Here is a 19382-nt window from a genome sequence, read left to right on the forward strand (position 1 = left end):
CCAACCGAATGTCACGATTTCGATATCACATCGGGGTTGCCCGGCAGTATCGGGTCGATCACCGTATCCGCCCTCATATTGATCATCCGCCTTCCCGACGGGAGCGTGCGTACATCGGGGTGTGGCGCGCACACGGGAGGCGGTTGCATGCGGGGGCTGACGCCGTTACCGCTCAGACGCGCCCTCGGCGAGCCGCTCCTGCTGCTCGCCGCCCTGGGTGCGGTCCTGCTCGCCACCACGGCTCTCGCCGGGCTGGCCGGGTACGCCGTCTCGGCGACGGACGCCGGCGTGCGCCGGACGCTGGGGACCGTGCCTGCGGGGACCGCCGCGACCGTGGTGACCGCCCCGGTTCGCGGCGGTTCCTTCCCCGCCACCGACCGGGCGGTGCGCGCCCAGGCCGCGGCGACCTACACCGGCCTGCCGGTCGAGGTGACGCTGAGCGCGCAGTCCGACTCGTACGCGATGCCGGGCCAGGAGCGCAGGAAGCGGCCGGAGCTGTTGCGCTTCGGTGTCCACCGGGGACTGCGGGAGCACGCCCGCCTGGTGCGGGGCTCCTGGCCGGCCGCGGGACGCGACGGGACGGCCGCGGGACGCGGCGGGACGGTGGAGGCCGCGGTGACCGGGGCGGTGGCGAGCGCCACCGGCTTCTCCGCCGGGGACGTGATCACGGTGGAGGGGCGGCTGGACCACCGGAGGGTACGGGTCCGGATCACCGGCGTGTTCGAGCTGGACGACCCGTACTCCGACCGCTGGGACGGCGAGCCGCTGCTCACCCGGGGTTCCGAGGTCGGCGACTACGTCACCCACGGGCCGCTGATGGTGCCCGAGGAGACGTTCGTCGCCCGGTTCGCGCCGGGTGTCACCGCGCGCTGGCTCGTCGTGCCGGACCTGCGGCCGGTGCCGCGCGAGCGGCTGCTGCCGCTGGCCGCCGGGGCCGGCCGCTTCCAGGAGGCGCTGCGGGCGCGGCCCGGCTGCGAGGACTGCTCGACGGCCACCCACCTGCCGGACCGGCTGACCCGGCTGGCCACCGCCACCCTGGTGGCCCGGTCCACGATGCTGGTTCCGGTGCTGGAGCTGCTGCTGCTCGCCGCCTACGCGCTGGTGCTGACCGCCCGGCTGCTGGCCGACCACCGGCGGATGGAGACGGCGCTGCTGCGCTCCCGCGGCGCGGGTACCCGGTGGCTGGCGCTGGCGGCCGCGGGCGAGGCCCTGCTGGTGACGCTGCCCTGCGCGGTCGTCGCGCCGCTGCTGGCCCCCTGGCTGCTCCGCGCGGCCGGGGCGCTCACCGGCGCCGATGTACGGCCCGGCCCGGAGGCCGGGCCGGTGCTCCACACCGTGTCCGCGGCGGTCGCGCTGGGCTGCGCCGTCCTGCTCACGCTGCCGGCGCTGCGCGGCGCCCGCCGGACCTACGTGGCCGACCAGGCGGCGCGCGGGCGCGGCGAGCGGTACGGCGCGGCGCAGCGGGCCGGCGCCGACCTGGCGCTGCTCGGCGTGGCCGCGCTCGCGGTCTGGCAGCTCCGCCGCTACGGCTCGACGGTCACCGCCACCGCCGGGGGCGGCCTCGGCATCGACCCGCTGATCGTGGCCGGTCCCGCGGCGGCCCTGCTGTGCGGCGGGCTGCTGGCGCTGCGGGTGATCCCGCCGGTCTCCCGGGTCGCCGAGCGGATCACGGCGCGCCGCACCGGGCTGGCGCCCGCGCTGGGCACCTGGCAGGTGAGCCGCCGGCCGGCCCGCCGCTCGGGGCCCGCGCTGCTGCTGACCATGGCGGTCGCCGTCGGCGTGGTCAGCGTCGCGACCGTCGCCACCTGGCGGGCCTCCCAGCGGGACCAGGCCGGGCACCTGGCCGGCGCCGACCTGCGGGTGGCGTCGCCGCCGAACGGCGTGGCGCTCGGGCCGCTCGGCCGGGCGGCGGCCTACCGGGCGCTGCCCGGCGTGGTGTCGCTCAGCCCGGCCTACCGCGCCGGGAGCGACCTGGCGGGCGAGGAGGTCACGCTGCTGGCGGTGGACGCCGCCGACCTGCCCGGCATGCTCAGGCTGCGCCCCGACCTGTCGGCCGACCCGGTGGCGGCGCTCGCCACCCGGCTGGCCGCCGCGCGGCCCGACCTGCCGGGGCTGCCGATCCCGGGCCGGCCGGAGCGGCTGACCCTGCGGACCCGGCTGACCGTGGACGACCCGGCCCTGGCCGACGAGTACGGGGCCGTCCCGCTGACGCTGGTGATCGCCGACGCCGAGGGGGTCCGGCACCCGGTGCGGGTCGTCCTCGGACCGGGTGAGAGCCGGCCGACGGCGGACCTGTCGGCCCTTCGCGGCCGCGCCGGCCGGCTGGCCTATCCGCTGACCGTCGCCGCGATCGTCCTGGACGTGCCGCTGCCGGCGACGGGCAGCGGCCTGGAGCTGGCCGTGGAGCGGATCGAGACGGACGCGGGCACGGCGGTGACCCCGCCGCCGGGGACCCGGCTGGCCCACGGCGCCGCGACCGGGTACGCCGCCGAGCGGCGCTACGACACCGGCCGGGGACTGTTCGCGATCGGGTTCGACGCCCCCGCGCCCCGGGACCCGTACGACGCGCTCGCGCCGCAGCGGGTCACGTTCGTCCCGGTCCGCGCGGCCGTCCCGGACGCCGGGCTGTTCACCGCCGAGGGCTCGCCGCAGGGCCCGTTCCTCGGCCCGCTGCCGGTGGTGGTCACCGCCGACCTGGCCGCCGGGCGGAACCTCACCACCGGGTCGCGGGCCACGGTGACCCTCGACCGGAGGCCCACTCTGATCACGGTCGCCGGGATCGTGGCGAAGGTGCCCGGCACGCCGCCGGACCGGCCCGCCGTGCTGGTCGACTGGCGGACGATGCAGTCCTGGGACCTGCTGGCGCACCGGGCCCCGCGCCCGCCCGCCGAGTGGTGGCTGGGCACGGGCGGGGCGGACACCTCGGCCGCCGCGGCCGAGCTGGGCCGCCACCGGGAGTGGGACGTGACCGTGGTGGACCTGTCGTCGCTGGCCCGCGGCCTCCGGGACGACCCGCTGGCCGCCGGGCTGCAGGGGGCGCTGGTCCTGGGCTTCCTCGCGGCGCTGGTCTTCGCCGCGCTCGGGTTCGCGGTCGACGCCGCGGTGACGCTCAGGGAGCGGGCCGCCGAGTTCGCCGTGCTGCGCGCGCTCGGCATGGGCTTCCGCCAGGTGCTCGGGCTGCTGCTGGTGGAGCAGGCGTTCCTGATCGGCCTGTCCCTGGCCGCCGGGACGGCGGTGGCGTTGGCGGTCGCCGCCCTGGTGGTGCCGCACCTGGTGCTGACCGGCCAGGCGACGGCCGTCACCCCGGAGGTGACGCTGGAGATCCCGCCGCTGCCGGCGCTGGCCCTCCTCGCCGGGGTGGCCGCGCTGCTGCTGGTGATCGTCGCCGGGCTGGCCGGCGCGCTGCGCCGCGGGACGGGCCGCGCCCCGCTGATCGGGGAGGACCGGTGAACCCCTGGCCACTGGTGCGGGCCCATCGGGGCGTCGCCGCCGTACTGCTGCTGCTGACGCTCAGCGCCTGCCTGCTGCTCGCCGCCGTCCCGAAGGCCACCCGGTCCGCCTACGACGGGGCGCTGCACGACGTCACCGCCACCGCGGCGGCCGGGGTCGGCGACCTGGTGGTGGTCAGCCCCCGCCGGGCCGGCCCGGACGCGCCGGTCACCCGCGGATCCCTGCTGGCGATGGAGCGGAGCCTGCGGGCCGCCCTGCCCGCCGAGCTGTCCGCCGTGACGGCCCCGCCCGGTTCCGGCTCCGGCCACCATTCCCTGCGCAAGACCCGCGAGCCGATCGCGTCGGTGGACGGGGAGCCCCGCAACTACCAGTACCTCGACCTGGGCTGGCTGTCGGACGCCGCGGCGCGGGTCCGCTACGTTGCCGGCCGGCCGCCGGGCCCGCCCGCGCGGCTCGGCGACGGGCCGCTGCTGGAGGTGGCGCTGGCCCGCGAGCCCGCCGCGGAGATGCGGCTGGGCGTCGGCGCGACCGTGCTGCTCGGCGGGCCGCAGCCGCTGGCGGCCCGGGTCAGCGGCCTGTTCGAGCCGGTGCGGCCGGGCGACCGGTACTGGGAGCACAACACCTCCGTGCGGCGGGTGGTGAAGATCCGCCCGCCGAGGTCGGAGATCGACGACCGGTACGTCACCGGGCTGGTGTCCGACGCGAGCCTGCCGGTGCTGGGCCGGCTGTACGCGAACACGACCTACCGGTGGGTGTTCGACATCGATCGGCCCGCGTTGCGCGCCGCGCGGATCCCGAAGCTGGCCGAGGCGGTGCGGGCGTTCCGCGGCGCCGTGCCGGTCGCGATCCGCGGGTCCTCGCCGGGCGCGCTGGAGACCTCCTTCGACGAGCTGCTGACCGGCTACCTCGGCAGGGTCCGCGCCGCCGACGCCCTGCTGCTCCTCGTCCTCGGCGGGCTGATGGCCGTGGCGCTGGGGGTGATCGCGCTCGCCGTACGGCTGCTGGGCGACCGGATGCGGCTGAGCCTGGCGCTGGCCCGCGCCCGGGGCGCCTCCCTGGCCCGGGTCGCGGCGACGGCGACGGCGGTGACCTCGGCGGCCGCCGTGCCGGGCGCCGCGGCGGGATACGCGCTGTCCTACGCGGTGCCGGGCGAGGTCACCGCGGTCACGCATCTCGGACCGCTGTCCGTGGCGGCGGCCGCGGCCCTGTTCGCCGCCGGGCAGGCGGTCGCCGCCCACCGGCTGCCGCTCGGCGAGCGGCGCGCCGACGTCGCGGCCGTGCGGCCCTCGCCCCGGCGGATCGCGGCGGAGGCGGCGGTCGTCGTGGTCGCCCTCATCGGCGCCTACCTGCTGCGCTCGCGCGGGCTCGGCACGGGGACGGGCGGCGCTTCCGGGCCGGGCGGCGGTTCCGCTCCGGGGACGGGTGAAGGGACCGATCCGTTCCCGCTGCTGGCGCCGGCCGGGCTGGCCGTGGCCGCGGCGCTGGTCGTGCTGCGCTGCCATTCGCTGCCGCTCCGCCTGGCCGTGCGTCTGGCGGCCCGGACGCGGTCGGCCGTCCCCTTCCTCGGCCTAGCCCTGGCGGCCCGGTCCAGGCCCGTCTCGGCGCTGCCGGTGCTGGTCCTGCTGCCCGCGCTCGCGGTGTCGGTGTTCGGCGCGACGGTCTCCGGCGAGCTGACCGCCACCCAGGAGGCCGCCGCCTGGCAGCGGACCGGGGCGCCCGCCCGGCTGGACGCCGACCTGCCCTTCTCCCCGGAGGCGATCGAGCGGGTCCGGCGCGTGCCGGGGGTGCGGCGGGTCCTGCCCGCGACGCGGACCTCCGTACGCCTGGACGAGGAGTTCCCGACGGCCACGGTGCTGGCGGTGGACGTCCGCGCCTACCGGGCCGTGCTGCGCGACGCGCCGGTCGTCCTGCCGGACGCGCCGGTGCTGGTCTCGCCGGAGCTGGCGGGCCGCGGCGCGATCGAGGCGCCCGGCGTCCCGCCGCGCCTGTCCCCCGGCGGGGTCGTCACCGGCCTGGCGGCGGCGTACGGCAGCGGCCCGCTGATCGTGGTCCCGCCGGGCGGCGCCCTGCCCAACACGCTGCTCGTCGAGGGCGACGGGCTGGACGGCGGGCGGCTGCTGGCGGCGGCGGCCCAGCCCGGGGCCCTGGCGCGGACCTTCGAGGGCGCGCTCACCGAGATCACCCGGACCCCGCTGACCACGACGTTCCGCCGCGCCCTGGCGGTCGTCACGGCCGCGCTGGCTTGCTACGCGCTGGCCGCCGTGGCCGTCGCCCTGGTGGCCGGCGCGGCCGACCGGGCCGGGGCGCTGTCCCACCTGTGCGCCCTGGGCCTGCCCGAGTCCCAGGCCCGCCGCCTGACCGTGCTGGAGGTCTCCCCGATGATCCTGCTGTCCACCGCGGCCGGGCTGCTGCTCGGCCTGGCCCTGCCCGCCGTGCTCGGGCCGGGTCTCGACCTGCGCGTCTTCACCGGCGACCTCGCCGCGGCCGGCCGGCCGCCCGGCCCGGCCGTGCCGGTCCTGCTGGCCTGCGGGGTGGCCGCGGCGACCGTGCTGGGGGCCTTCCTGCACCCGGTCCCCGGCCGCCGGGGCTCCCTGGGCACGGCGCTGCGGGCGGGTGACCTCGGGTGAGCCCGCCGCGGGAGCCCGCGCTGGCCGACCTGGAGGCGGAGGCCGCCCGGCACCGGCCCGCCTTCGGCCGGGACGCGCACGTGCTGTGCGACAACCTGGTCCGAATCTACAAGACCGAGGGCGTCGAGGTGGTCGCCCTTCAGGGGCTCGACCTGGTGATCGACGCCGGGGAGCTGGTCGCGATCGTCGGGGCCTCCGGCTCGGGCAAGTCGACCCTGCTGAACGTGCTGTCCGGGCTGGACGTGCCGACCGCCGGGGTCGCCCGGGTGGCGGGGGTGGACCTGCTGTCGATGACGGCGCGCGACCGGCTGCGGTACCGGCGCGAGGTGGTCGGCTTCGTCTGGCAGCAGACCACCCGCAACCTGCTGCCGTACCTGACCGCCGCGGAGAACGTCGAGCTGCCGATGCGGCTGGCGGGCGGGCGCCGCCGCGACCGGGCGGCGCGCGCCGGCGAGCTGCTGGAGCTGCTGGGCGTCGCGGACCGCGCGCGGCTGCGGCCCGGGGAGATGTCCGGCGGCGAGCAGCAGCGGACGGCCATCGCCGTCGCCCTGGCCAACGCGCCGAAGGTGATCCTGGCCGACGAGCCGACCGGCGAGCTGGACGGCGAGACGTCCGAGGAGGTGTTCGCCGCGCTGCGCCGGGTCAACCGCGAGCTGGGCGTCACCGCGGTGATCGTCACCCACGACCCGGCGGTCGCCGGGCGGGTGGACCGTACGGTCGGCATCAGGGACGGGCGGACCAGCAGCGAGACGCTCCGGCGGGCGTCCTCCGACGGGCGGATCGTCGCCGAGGAGTACGCGGTGCTCGACCGGGCCGGCCGCCTGCAGCTGCCCCGGGACTTCACGGCCGCGCTGCGCATGGAGCGCCGGGTCCGCCTGGCGCTGGAGCGCGACCACATCGGGGTCTGGCCGCAGGACGCCGAAAGGGAGCCGGGAGGGGCCGCGGACGGGCCGGAGCCGGGTGGAGAAGAGCGAGGGGGCGCCGTGAGCGGGCCGGGGAGGACCGGGGATGGGTGAGCCGCTGGTCGTCGCGGAGGGCCTGCGCAAGGTCTACCGGAGCGGCCCGAAGGAGGTCGTGGCGCTGGACGGGGTGTCCTTCCACGCCGTGCCGGGCGAGCTGGTCGCGATCCGCGGCCGGTCCGGGTCGGGCAAGACCACCCTGCTGAACCTCGTCGGCGGGCTGGATCGGCCGGACGCGGGGCGGGTGACGGTCGCCGGGCACGAGGTCACCGCCCTGCCGGAGGACGGCCTGCGGGTGCTGCGCCGGGACGTGATCGGGCACGTCTTCCAGTCGTTCGGGCTGATCCCGATCCTGTCGGCGGCCGAGAACGTGGGGGTGCCGATGCGGCTGGCCCGGGTCCCGGCGGCCGAGCGCGAGGAGCGCGTCCGGGTACTGCTGTCCCTGGTCGGGCTGGACGGCCACGCGAACCAGCGGCCCCACGAGCTGTCCGGCGGCCAGCGGCAGCGGGTGGCCGTGGCCCGCGCGCTGGCCAACCGGCCCCGTCTGCTGATCGCCGACGAGCCGACCGGCCAGCTCGACTCGCAGACCGGGCGTCAGGTCATGCGGCTGATCCGCGCGCTGGTGGGCAGCGAGGGCGTCACCGCGCTGGTCGCCACGCACGACCCCGGCCTGATCTCGCTGGCCGACCGGGTGCTGGAGCTGCGTGACGGCGTCCTGCACGGTGACGACTCCCGCGGTGACGGCCCGCGCGGCGGCGAGGCCGGAGCCTCCGCCGCCGCGCCCTGACCGGCGGCCCCGTACGCGACGGGGCCGGTCCGGTCCCGTACGCGACGGGGCCGGACCGGTCCCGTACGCGACGGGGCCGGACCGGTCCCGCGGGTCAGGCGGCCGAGCGGGCGGCCAGCTCGACCGTCGCCCGGCGGGTGACGCCGTTGACGGTGACCGCGACGACGACCTGCCCGGAGCGCAGCGCGGTGAGCGTGCCGGTCTCCGGGTCGAGCACCGCGACGTGCCAGGGCTTGGCGCCGGCGCGGGAGCCGACGTGCAGGTTCGGCGAGCCGGACCAGTCGGCCGAGACGGGGTGGGCGACGGGCACCCGGCGTCCGTCCTGCGTCACGGCCGCCGACACCTCGGCGGGCCGGCCGATCTCCACCGAGGCGGGTGCGGTGAGGGTCAGCTCGTCGACGTGCGGGCGGACCTGCGCGCCGATCCACTGCGGCGCGTCGGTGAACCAGTTGCGCCGCACGTGCTCGGCCTCCTTCTCCGTCACCGGGTCGACGCCCCACAGCGACCAGCCGGTGAAGCCGCCGTCATCGGCGGCGGTGGCCGGGTTCTTGCCGGAGTTGCCGTTGATGAAGTACGGCACGGCGTCGACCCGCGAGGCGTGGAAGGTGCCGACGTGGCCGCCGATGAACGCGGCGCCCTTGCCGGTGACGTGCTGGAAGTCGGCCAGCCAGCCCTCCACCAGCGCGGCCTCCTTGCGGTCGCCGAGCTGGCTGCCCTTGCCGGGCGTCGGGTCGCGCGGCGGCACGTGGAACAGCACGGTCACCGAGCCGATCGAGGGGTCCTTCGCGGCCGCGTCGAGCCGCTCGCGGAACATCGCCATCTGGTCGAACCCGCCGCCGCGCAGGTTCAGGCGCGAGGTGTCGAGGGTGATGAACCGGGTCCCCTTGTGGTCGAAGGAGGCGTGGGTGTCGCCGAAGACGGCTTCGAAGTTGTCGATCTTCCCGCCCATCACCTCGTGGTTGCCGGGCACGTAGCGGTACGGCAGCTCACCGCCGAGCTCCTCGTCCAGGATCCGCTTGGCCAGCGCGAAGTCCTCCGGGGACGCCTCGTCCACGAGGTCGCCGTCGATGACGAGGAAGTCGGGCTTCGCCGCCCTGACCTCGCGCAGGGTGCGGCGGACGTTCGCCACGATGTCGCTGTCGGGGGACCGTCCCACGAACTGCCCGTCGGACATGACGGCGAACCGCCACGGCATGGCGGCCACCGCGGCGCCGCTGCGGACGACCGGGTCGGCGACCTTGGGGGCCGCCGGGGCCGTCACCTCCGGCGTCACCTTGGCGACGAGCCCGTCGACGGTGATCTCGCCCTTGTAGCTGTGGTCGGCCGCGGTCTCGGCGACGTAGAAGCGGCGGAGCTTCAGCGGGTGGTTCACACCCGGCGGGACGGTGAACTCGACGTACTTCCAGCCGGTCCAGGTGAGGTACGGCCCGCGCAGGATCTGCGACTGGCCCTGGGCGTCGTAGAACTCCAGGCTCGGCCACTCCCCGTGCCCGGCCGAGTTGATCCACATGCCGAACGCCTGCGGCTGGCCCGGCACGGTGATCTGCGCCGGAGGGCTGGCGTAGGCGGCGCGCGTCGCGGTGGACTGCGTGAAGTCGTAGCTGAGCTTCAGCCCGCCGCCGTCGTGGCCGGGGGCCGCCGACAGCGACCCGGTGGCCCGGGCGGCGGCGAACGTCCAGGAGGCGGCGTCGTCGAAGGCGGCGACCGGGACGTCCTGGTAGCCGACGGTCACCGGCACCGCCGCGCTGATCTTGCCGACGCGTACGGTGACCAGGCCGGAGCCGGTCCCCTTCCTGGCCTTCACGGTGAACAGGCCGTGCTCGGCGGGGGTGACGTCGAACAGGGCGGCGTCGTAGTCGAGGCGCACGTCGGCGGGCTCGACGGGCGCGGAGTTGCCGTTGCGGTCGTAGCCGACCACGCCGAAGGAGCCCGTGGCGCCCTCGCCGGCGAGGCCGACCCGGTCGGCGGTGGCGCCGAGCCGTTCCAGGGGCTGCAGGACGGTGAGCTCGATCTTCCCGGTGGCGCCGCCGCGCGAGGCGGTGACGGTCGTCTGTCCGGGCACCAGGGCGTGGAAGACGCCGTCGCGGCCGACGAGCCCGTGCACGGCCGGTGTGACCCGCCAGGCCGCGTCGCCCTTGGCCGGGCCGTACGTCTCGTCGTAACCGGCGGCGGTGAGCCTGCGGGTGAGGCCGGGGAAGACGCGCTCGGTGCGGCCGCCCGCGACCGGGCCGGTGCCGGGGGCCCTGGCCGGGTCGGCGGCGGTCTCCACCCAGAAGCCCTTGAGCTTCCCGCTGCCCTCGGGGGCGTAGATGGCCAGGCCGTTGGGGACGTGGCGCTCCTCGCCGTCGGAGGGGCTGTTCTCCACCTGGGCGTCGGCGGAGCCGGGCTCGCGGGCGAGCATCGTGGAGGAGCCGCCGCCGTCGAAGTTGATCGCGTCGTGCGCGCCGAGCTCGGTCATCATCCCGGCGAGCTCGTCGAGGGTGACGCCGCGGCTGTCGGCCTGACGGCCGTCCACGGTGAGCAGGTACATCTTCCGGCCGTCGGCGGAGAACCCGACGGCGGTGCGGGGGTGGGCGGCGTTGTCGGAGGAGTGCTGGACGACGCCGTCCTTGACGAGGATCGTGCTGCCGCCGACGGCGGTCCGCACGGCCCGGCCGTCGGAGGCCTTGGGCTGGTACCTGACGTCGACGCGGTCGCCGGGCTTCAGCGCGGCCAGCGCCGCCGCCCCGGCGTCGCGGCCGAGCAGGATCGAGGTGCCGGCCGGGATCGGGCCGCTCCCGGCGGCGGAGCGGACCTCGGCGACGGCGCCGTCGCGCAGCACGACCTCGGTGACCGAGGCGGCACCCGCGACCGCGCGGCCGCGGTCGTAGGAGCCCCACAGCGGGGTGAACAGGCCGACGCCGCCGGCCTGGATGAGCTGGTTGAACTGGGTCAGGGTGATCGGGGCGCCGCCGTCCGGGGTCGCGGTGCCGTCGAAGTTCATCTGCAGCACGCGGCCGATGCCGTCGGGGGTGACGGCGACGGCGTTGGAGTGGCCGGCGACCGGCGACTGGACCAGCTCACCGTCGCGGACTCCGGCGCCCTGGGCCGCGCCGGAGTTGTTGATGTCGAAGAAGTCGCCGTTGACGGCGGCGACGGCGCGGGTGCGCCGTACCGGGCCGGACAGCGGCTCGGTCTTCGAGACCTCCCCGGAGGAGACGTAGCCGACGCGCGCGCCGCCGGTGAGGTCGGCGGTGATCGCGTCGGCGCGCAGCCAGCCGGCGGCGTCGTAGGTGTCGAAGGAGGTCAGTGTGACGCCCGGCGCGACGGGCCTGGTCTTCCTGTCGGTCTCCAGCCGCTGCGCGCCGGGGGCGACGAGCAGGGTGGAGGTCTCCCGGGCGGAGGAGGCGGGGGCCGCGTCCTCGACGAGGGCGGGCTGCGGTGGCCGGGGGTCGGCCTGGGCGGGTCCGGCGGCGCCGAGCGCCAGCAGGGGGGCGATGAGGGCCACGGCCGTGAGGCGGGGGTGGTGACGTGAACGCACGATCGAACTCAACCGCGTCATGGTTACAAGTTTCAAGTCTACAAAGTGTCATAAAAGAAAATTTCACGATCTCCGCGGCGGCGCGATCGTCCCGGCCCGCCCACGCCGCTCGCCCTTCCCGCCCTCCTTCCCGCCGCTCCGGCTCCCGCGACCTCCCGGCCCCGCACCCCCAGCGCCCCCGGCATCCAGCACCCAGCACCCAGCACCCAGCACCCAGCACCCAGCACCCGAAGATAACCGCATTTGTCATGCCGGAACCGGCTTCACGCCCTTATCTCCACGAAATTCTTCCGTTTCTCAAATCCTTTATGGTGCCAATTTTCCCATCCTCCCTAAAATGCCCCGAAGGCGTTGACGAACGCGCCAAAGCCGCCTCATGTCCCGGAAATCCGGCTGGACGCGGATATCCTCCGGAAGAGCCCGTGATCATCATCCAGGAGGACCGGGAGGTGATCATCGCAGTAACGTCCAGGAAAAGGAGCAGCGCGTGAAACGCTCCATCAAGTTCACGCTATTGACCGCGATAACCGGTATTTCGCTGATATCCCCCGTCACGCCGGCGGTGGGCCGCGCCGTTCCCGCCCAGCCGCCCGCCCCCTCCCCCGAGGACCCGCGCACGTCGGCGGACCGCTTCATCCAGTCGCAGCCGCCCCCCCTGTTCACGGCCCCCACCGACGAGTTCCACCGGCAGGAGGACTTCGTGGGCGCGGGGGGCCTCCACTACATCCCCTACACCCGCACCCATGACGGCCTGCCGGTCTTCGGCGGCGACTTCGTCGTCGTCAGCAACAACAACGGCGGCCTGCTGAGCACCTTCATCGCCCAGCGTCAGCCGCTCACCCTGGACACCACCCCGGAGATCACCCCGGCCCGGGCCGCGGCGATCTCCCGGAGGCAGATCACCGATCCCCACCGGGTCTCCGCCCCGCGACTGCTGGTGCTCGCCCGGGGCTCCGGACGGCTGGCCTACGAGACCGTCGTGACCGGCCGGGACCGCACCCAGGGCTTCGTCTCCACCCGGAGCAGCAGGATCCCGAGCAAGATGCACGTCTTCGTCGACGCCAAGACCGGCGAGGTCATCTTCAAGGACGACGAGGTCAAGACCGAGGACATCGTGCGGCCCTCCTCCGAAGCCCCCGGGACCCCCGGGACAGCCGGCACCTCCGGGACCACCCGGACCCCCGGGACCACCCGGGAACCGCGCCGGGCCACACCCGGCGACGGGACGGGCTACTACAACGGCCCGGTCGCCATCGGCACCTCCAAGTCCGGCACGACGTACTCGATGACCGACTCCACCCGCTCGGGCGTCCAGTGCGGCGGTCAGAACGGCTCCGCCTACACCAAGTCCACCGACACCTGGGGCAACGGCTCGGGCACCAGCCTGGAGACCGCCTGCGTGGACGGCCTGTACGCGGTGAACGCCGAATGGGACATGCTCAGGTCCTGGCTCGGCCGCAACGGCATCAACGGCACCGGCGGCGGCTACCCGGTCCAGGTCGGCCTGGACGACGTCAACGCCTACTGGACCGGCGAGTACGCCAACTTCGGCCACACGCAGGACGGCCGGCGCCAGGTGACGCCGATCGACGTGGTCGCCCACGAGTTCGGGCACGCGATCTTCCAGAACACGCCCGGCGGCGCGATCGGCGACAACGAGAAGGGCGGGCTCAACGAGTCCACCGGCGACATCTACGGCGCGCTGACGGAGTTCTACGCCAACGGGAAGGCGCCCTATGACACACCCGACTTCAGCGTCGGCGAGAAGGCCGACCTCGTCGGGGGCGGCCCGATCCGCTACATGTACAAGCCGTCGCTGATCTCCGGCAACCCCGACTGCTACTCCTCCTCGGTCCCCGGCCTGGAGGTGCACGCCGGGGCCGGGGTGCAGAACCACTGGTTCTACCTCCTCGCCGAGGGCACCAACCCGACCGACGGCCAGCCGGCCAGCCCGACCTGCAACAACACCACGCTGACCGGCATCGGCATCCAGAAGGCCGGCCAGATCTTCATGAGCGCGCTGAACCGCAAGACCGACACCTGGACCCACCAGCTCGTCCGCAAGGCGACCCTGCAGGCCGCGCTGGAACTGTTCTCCGGCTCCTGCGCCGAGTTCAACGCGGTCAAGGGCGCCTGGGACGCCGTCAGCGTCCCGGCCGCCTCCGGCGAGCCCACCACCTGCACGGGCGGCGGGAGCAGCGGGGGCGGGGGCGGCGTCAGCGACTTCTCGCTGACGCTCAACCCGCAGACGGTGAGCGCGCAGCCCGGGCAGCGGTCGACGGTCGCGGTGACCACGCAGACGACCTCGGGGAGCGCGCAGCGCGTGACGTTCTCGGCCTCCGGCCTGCCGTCGGGCGCGACCGCCTCCTTCGACCCGGCGTCGGTGACCTCCGGCGGCTCGTCCACCATGACGATCACGGTCCCCGCGGGCGTCTCCTCCGGCAGCCACAAGGTGATCGTCACCGGTGACGGCTCGGGGCTGGACCGTACGGCCGCACTCGTCCTGACGGTCGGCGCGGCGGGCGGCATCGTCTTCGACGACACCTTCGAGACCAGCCTGAACTGGACGGCGAACCCGAGCGGCACCGACACCGCCACCGCCGGCCGGTGGGAACGCGGCGTCCCGCAGCCCACCTCCTCCGGTCAGACCCCGCTGCAGCTCACCGCCTTCGCGGGCCGGAACGACCTGGTCACCGGCCGCCTGGCGGGCGCCTCGGCGGGCGACTACGACATCGACGGCGGGACGACCACCGTCCGCTCGCCGGAGATCACGCTGCCGCCCGGGAAGCTGACGCTGACGTTCTCCTGGTATCTCGCCCACCTGGACAACGCCACCGGCGACGACTTCTTCCAGCTCAGGGTCCTGTCCGGGACGTCCAGCACCCTGGTGTTCCGGCGGCTCGGCTCACCGGTCGGCCGCCCCGGCGCCTGGCAGGCCGCGACGATCGACCTGTCCGGCTACGCCGGCAAGCCCGTCCGGCTGCTGTTCGAGGCCGCCGACAACGCGACGCCGAGCCTCATCGAAGCCGCCGTCGACAACGTGCGGATCACCAGATCCTGAACCGGCTCCGTCCCGGCCCGGTCCTCTCCCGCGGGCGAGGACCGGGCCGGGCGGACGGGTGCGGAGACACCCCGCTCCGCGTCCCACGCGGCGGCGCCCTCCGTGAGCCGGCCGTACGGCGGGCGCGGGCGGCCGGTGACCGTGCTCCGATCCTGTCCGGACCGTCACCTGAGAAAAGGAAGCGTGATGAGACGTTCTTTCATCTCCGTGTTCACCGGCCTTCTGGTCGCCCTGTCCACCGCGCCGGCCGCGCCGCCCGCGCCGGCCCTCGCCGATCCGGCTCCGGCCTTCACCGATCCGGCCCCGGGGTCCTCCGCCATCCGGCCCACCGACGACCAGCCCCTGGTGGCCGCCGATCGCATGATCGACGCCCGGCCCGACGCCCTGCACGCCTCGGAGAAGGACGAGTTCTACCACAAGGAGGTCATCGCCGGCCTGAACAACACCTTCTACGTCCCCTACGAGCGCACCTACAACGGCCTGCCGGTCATCGGCGGCGACTTCGTCGTGGTCACCAACGCCAGCGGCGGGGTGCTGAGCACCTCCGTCTCCCAGACCGAGACGCTGAACCTCTCCACCGTCCCCCGGCTCACCCGCGTCCGGGCCTCCCGGATCGCCCGGGCCCAGCTGCCGCGGGTGACGGCGTCCACCCGCCCGGAGCTGGTGGTGCTGGCCCGCGGCCGCGGGATCCTCGCCTACCGGGTGATCGTCACCGGCCGGAAGGCCAATGTGCCCAGCAAGCTGCGCGTCCTGGTCGACGCCCGCACCGGCGAGGTGCTGGAGAAGTCCGACGAGGTCATGAGCGAGGAACCGGCCGGATCGGCTCCCCGCCGCACCACGGCGCCCGAGCCCGCCCCCTCCCCCGCCCCGGCGTCCACCACGACGCCCGTCCCCATCTCCGGGCTCCCCGCACCCGTCTCGTTCCTCTTCGGGCTGGGGGCGAGCTACTACAACGGCCCGGTCAGCATCAACACCAGGCAGCTCAACACGACGTACTCGATGAGCGACGCCGTCCGCTCGGGGGTGAGCTGCGGCGGCCAGAACGGCTCCGTATTCGTCAGCGCCGACAACAGCTGGGGTGACGGCTCGGGCGGCAACCTGGAGACCGCCTGCGTGGACGCCCTGTACGCCATCGGCAAGGAGTGGGACATGCTGGGCGCCTGGCTGGGCCGTAACGGGCTCAACGGCACCGGCGGCGGGTACCCGGCGCGGGTCGGCTTGAACGAGGTCAACGCCTACTGGGCCGGCAACTACGCCAACTTCGGCCGTTCCGCGGACGGCCGGCGCCAGGCCACGTCGCTGGACATCGTGGCCCACGAGTTCGGCCACTCCGTCTTCCAGACCACCCCGGGCGGCTCGACCGGGAGCAACGAGAAGGCGATGCTCAACGAGTCGACCGGCGACATCCTGGCCACGCTGACGAAGTTCTACGCCAACGAGCAGCCGCCCTACGACGTGCCGGACTACGCCATCGGCTCGAAGGCCGACCTGCTGGGCGGCGGCCCGGTCCGCTACCTGTACAAGCCGTCGCTGGTCACCGGCAACCCCGACTGCTACTCCCCCTCGGTGCTCACCCTGGAGCCGCACGCCGGGGCCGGGGTGCAGAACCACTGGTTCTACCTCCTCGCCGAGGGCAGCAACCCGACCAACGGCCAGCCGGTCAGCCCCACCTGCAACGGAGGCCGGGTCACCGGCGTCGGCAACCGGAAGGCCGGGCAGATCTTCATGAGCGCGCTGTTGCGCAAGACCGACACCTGGACCCACCAGCTCGTCCGCAGGGCCACCCTGCAGTCCTCGCTGGAACTGTTCCCCGACTCCTGCGTCGAGTTCAACGCGGCCAGGGCCGCCTGGGACGCCGTCGGCGTCCCGGCCGCGCCGGGCGAGCCCTCCGGCTGTGTGTCGGGCAACGACTTCGACCTGTCCATCGACCCGGCGTCGGCCGGCGTGGAGCCGGGACAGGAGGTCACCGCGACGGTCACGACCCGGACCACGGCGGGCGACCCGCAGGCCATGAAGTTCTCGGTCTCCGGGCTGCCGGACGGGACGGCCGTCTCCTTCAGCCCGGAGTCGGTGTCCTCGGGCGAGTCCACGAAGCTGAGCGTCCTGATCCCGGCCGGCGCGCCGCACGGCTCCTACAGCGCGCAGATCCTCGCCGACGGGGCCCACCTCGACCGGACGGTCACCTTCACGATCACCGTCGACGGCGGTAGCAACCTCGTCTTCTACGACGACTTCGACACCGACCTGGGCTGGGCGGTGAACCCGAGCGGCACCGACACCGCCACCGCCGGCCGGTGGGAGCGCGACGTCCCGCAGCCCACCTTCTCCGGCCGGGTCCCGCTGCAGCTCGCCGCCTCCGCGGGTCAGTACGACCTGGTCACCGGCCACCTGGCGGGCAACCGGCCGGGAGCCGGCGACGTCGACGGCGGCGTGACCACCATCCGGTCCCGGGAGATCGCCCTGCCGCCCGGCACGCTGACGATGACGTTCGCGTGGTACTTCGCCCACCTGGCCAACTCCAGCGGCAGGGACCACCTGCGGGTCCGGGTGGTCTCCCCGACCCGGGACACCGTGGTGCTCCAGCGGTACGGCGCCGCCACCCTCCGGCCCGGCCGGTGGCAGACCGCGACGGTGAACCTGTCGGACTTCGCCGGGCAGACGGTCCGCATCGTGGTCGAGGCCGCCGACGACATGCCCGACAGCCTCGTCGAGGCCGGGATCGACGACGTGCGGATCACCACGTCCTGACCCGGTACGCCGTGCGGCCCCGGCCTCCTCGGTGAGGCCGGGGCCGAACGGCGTGCGACCTCACCGAGGACGCCGGGGCGGGCCGGATCAGCCGACGGCCCGCAGGGCGTCGACGACGCCGTAGCCGAAGAAGCCGTTGCGGATCGAGGTGCCCTCGCACACCTGGGTCGTGGTGATCTCCCCGCCGCCGATCAGCCGCCGGACGTAGGTGTGGGCGGCCGGGACGGGGCAGGGCCGCCGGGTGGCGGTCGTCCTCAGCCGCCGCTCCACGACGTCCGGGGAAAGGGTCTTGCCGCCGTGCACCGGGTCGGGCACGCCGTACCGGCTGACGATCAGTGCCGCCACGCCGGCGGCGCGCGGGGAGGCCATGGAGGTGCCCTGGAGGTACTCGTAGTAGCCGCAGACGCGGCCCCGGCAGCTGCGCACGACGTCGTCTGCCCGGGGCGAGCCGTCGGGGGCCAGCTCACCCTTCTTCTCGGCAACCGCCCTGGGATAGGCCGCGAGCGTCGCCCTGGTGATGTTCTGGGTCCGGCCCTGCGTGTCGTAGACGTCGCCGCCGGGGGCGGCGAGGTGGACGTAACCGTCACCGTAGTCGGAGTAGTACGCCTTGCGGCCGCTGATGCCGGTGGCCGAGATCGCGATCACGTGGTCCCCCTCGCTCGGCATGGAGAGACAGCCCGGCGAGATGAGCCGGTTGCGGGACCGCTGCCCGGCCACCCGGGCGAAGTCGGGGCTGGCGATGTCGAGGACCTGCTTGGTGTAGTCGCTGGCGCCGTTGCCCACGGCCGAGACCAGGGTGACGTTCCGGTCATGGGCGTAGTCGAGGGCCCGCTGGACGGCCGTGATGACCGTCCGCTGCTCCTGGCGCTCCTCAGGGGTGTCGGCGGGGTTGTCGGTGCAGTTGAACAGCCAGGGGTCGACGTAGTAGCTCATGTTGACCACGTCGACGCCGTTGTCGGCGGCGTAGGTCAGCGCGTCCACGGTCGGCTGGAGGAAGAAGTAGCCGCTGTCCTGGCCGACCCGCAGGCTGACGATCGACGCGCCGGGCGCCACGCCCGCGATGCCCAGACCGTTGATCGGGGAGGCGATCGAGGACGCCACGTGCGTGCCGTGGCCGTTCTCGTCGACGGTGACCGGGTCGGTGCAGGACTTGTCCGGCTCCTGCTCACACGGGCCGTCGAGCTCCTTGCCGTTGGCGTCGGCCGGCACGTCGACGGTGAAGTTGCGGCTCAGCGTGAAGTTGTAGTTCGCCGCGATGTCGGGGTGGGTGGCGTCCACGCCGGTGTCGAGGACGCCGACCAGCACGTCGTGGGTGCCCCGCGACCGCCGGTAGGAGCCGGTGACGGTCGCGTGGATCTGCCGCATGTCCCACTGCCTGCCGGCCAGCGGCTCGGGCCGGAGGGCGGACGCGCCGGAGTCCGCGAGATCGGGCTCGTCCCCCCGGGCCGTGGCGTACCGGGCCTCCCCGGGACCGGCCTCCCCAGGACCGGCTTCCCCGGCGCCACGGGCGGACGCGGCACGGACGACTCCGGCGTGGGCGGACGCGGCACGGGGGGCGGAGGAGACGGCGGCGGACAGGAGGCCGCCCGTCCCGCCGGCCCCGGCGAGGCTCTCCCGCCCGGCCCGTCCCGGCCCGGTCGGCTGCGGGACCCGGCCGATGACCACGTCGCGGGCGACGCCCTCGATCCGGGGATCGGCCCGGAGCGCGCCGGCGAATCCGGGAGAGGCCGCGGTGACGGTGGCGACGCCGACGGCGGTGTTCTCCCTGACGACGGCGCCGCCCGCCGCCAGGACGGCCCGCCGGGCGTCGGCGGCGCTCACGCCCCCTCGGTACAGGACCACGTACTCGTTCCTGTGCCCCTCCCCGGGCGCCGTGTCCGGCCTCCGCGTCTGCGCCGGGGCCGCCAGTGTGGCCGCGGCGAGGGCGGCGGCGGCGATGACGATGACGCGCTTCACGCATACCTCCGTGTCGGGTTCTCCTCCCGCCAATGCGAATTCACCGGCGGGGCGATGCATAGGCCAGGGAATTGCAACCCGGTACGGCAAGGCAAGGACCGGCGGCTTTTCGCGCCGTGTCCGGACGTTAAGCGTGCCGGAGCGTTAACCGCGCCGCCATGTCACCACCAGCATGTTCCTTTTTCGGAAATGTTCCTCTAACGTATGGAATTCCATTGTCCGCATGGGTTCGGAAGCGCGGCCTCGGGCCGGTGCGCCGGCCGTACGGCCCCTT

The 19382-nt window shown here is 74.8% G+C and carries 8 protein-coding genes; 6 read left to right on the forward strand and 2 right to left on the reverse strand.

The window, feature by feature from the left end; all coding sequences use genetic code 11:
- The first annotated feature begins 147 nt into the window (after window positions 1-147).
- Genes ACQP10_RS23140 through ACQP10_RS23155 form a run of 4 tightly spaced genes read left to right on the forward strand, consistent with a single transcriptional unit; the run spans window position 148 to window position 7823 of the window.
- A complete protein-coding gene (locus ACQP10_RS23140; protein WP_433539699.1) occupies window positions 148-3450 on the forward strand; it encodes an FtsX-like permease family protein in 3303 nt (1100 codons plus the stop codon).
- Window positions 3447-6077, forward strand: a complete 2631-nt coding sequence (locus ACQP10_RS23145) for an FtsX-like permease family protein (protein WP_433539700.1) — start codon at window positions 3447-3449, stop codon at window positions 6075-6077. The genes ACQP10_RS23140 and ACQP10_RS23145 overlap by 4 nt, the downstream gene beginning before the upstream one ends.
- The gene (locus ACQP10_RS23150; protein ID WP_433539701.1) at window positions 6074-7093 is read left to right on the forward strand and encodes an ABC transporter ATP-binding protein; all 1020 of its coding nucleotides are present in this window, start codon (window positions 6074-6076) and stop codon (window positions 7091-7093) included. Before ACQP10_RS23145 ends, ACQP10_RS23150 begins: the two co-directional genes overlap by 4 nt.
- On the forward strand, window positions 7086-7823 hold the full coding sequence (locus ACQP10_RS23155) for an ABC transporter ATP-binding protein (protein ID WP_246424769.1): 738 nt from the start codon (window positions 7086-7088) through the stop codon (window positions 7821-7823). The genes ACQP10_RS23150 and ACQP10_RS23155 overlap by 8 nt, the downstream gene beginning before the upstream one ends.
- Before the next feature lie 94 nt (window positions 7824-7917).
- On the opposite strand, the gene ACQP10_RS23160 is transcribed toward ACQP10_RS23155, so the two are convergent.
- Entirely contained in the window at window positions 7918-11364 is a 3447-nt protein-coding gene (locus ACQP10_RS23160) for a phosphodiester glycosidase family protein (protein ID WP_433539702.1), read from the reverse strand.
- 466 nt (window positions 11365-11830) lie between these two features.
- Here ACQP10_RS23160 and ACQP10_RS23165 point away from each other — a divergent pair, with 466 nt between their 5' ends.
- Together ACQP10_RS23165 and ACQP10_RS23170 are read left to right on the forward strand one after the other, a co-directional pair.
- Window positions 11831-14404: a M4 family metallopeptidase gene (locus tag ACQP10_RS23165; RefSeq protein WP_433539703.1), complete on the forward strand. Its 2574-nt coding sequence runs from the start codon at window positions 11831-11833 to the stop codon at window positions 14402-14404.
- Window positions 14405-14590: 186 nt separating this feature from the next.
- Window positions 14591-17152: a M4 family metallopeptidase gene (locus ACQP10_RS23170; protein ID WP_346022437.1), complete on the forward strand. Its 2562-nt coding sequence runs from the start codon at window positions 14591-14593 to the stop codon at window positions 17150-17152.
- Window positions 17153-17239: 87 nt separating this feature from the next.
- Here the strand turns inward: ACQP10_RS23170 and ACQP10_RS23175 are convergent, their stop codons facing one another.
- On the reverse strand, window positions 17240-19108 hold the full coding sequence (locus tag ACQP10_RS23175; RefSeq protein WP_346022438.1) for a S8 family serine peptidase: 1869 nt from the start codon (window positions 19106-19108) through the stop codon (window positions 17240-17242).
- Between the last annotated feature and the right edge of the window lie 274 nt (window positions 19109-19382).

The sequence above is a fragment of the Streptosporangium sandarakinum genome (assembly GCF_050942225.1).
Taxonomy (GTDB): domain Bacteria; phylum Actinomycetota; class Actinomycetes; order Streptosporangiales; family Streptosporangiaceae; genus Streptosporangium; species Streptosporangium nondiastaticum.

Excerpts from the sequence above, each read along its gene's own strand:
- ACQP10_RS23140 (WP_433539699.1), top strand. The coding sequence starts at position 148 with ATGCGGGGGCTGACGCCGTTACCGCTCAGACGCGCCCTCGGCGAGCCG.
- ACQP10_RS23155 (WP_246424769.1), top strand. The coding sequence starts at position 7,086 with ATGGGTGAGCCGCTGGTCGTCGCGGAGGGCCTGCGCAAGGTCTACCGG.
- ACQP10_RS23160 (WP_433539702.1), bottom strand. The coding sequence starts at position 11,364 with ATGACGCGGTTGAGTTCGATCGTGCGTTCACGTCACCACCCCCGCCTC.
- ACQP10_RS23170 (WP_346022437.1), top strand. The coding sequence starts at position 14,591 with ATGAGACGTTCTTTCATCTCCGTGTTCACCGGCCTTCTGGTCGCCCTG.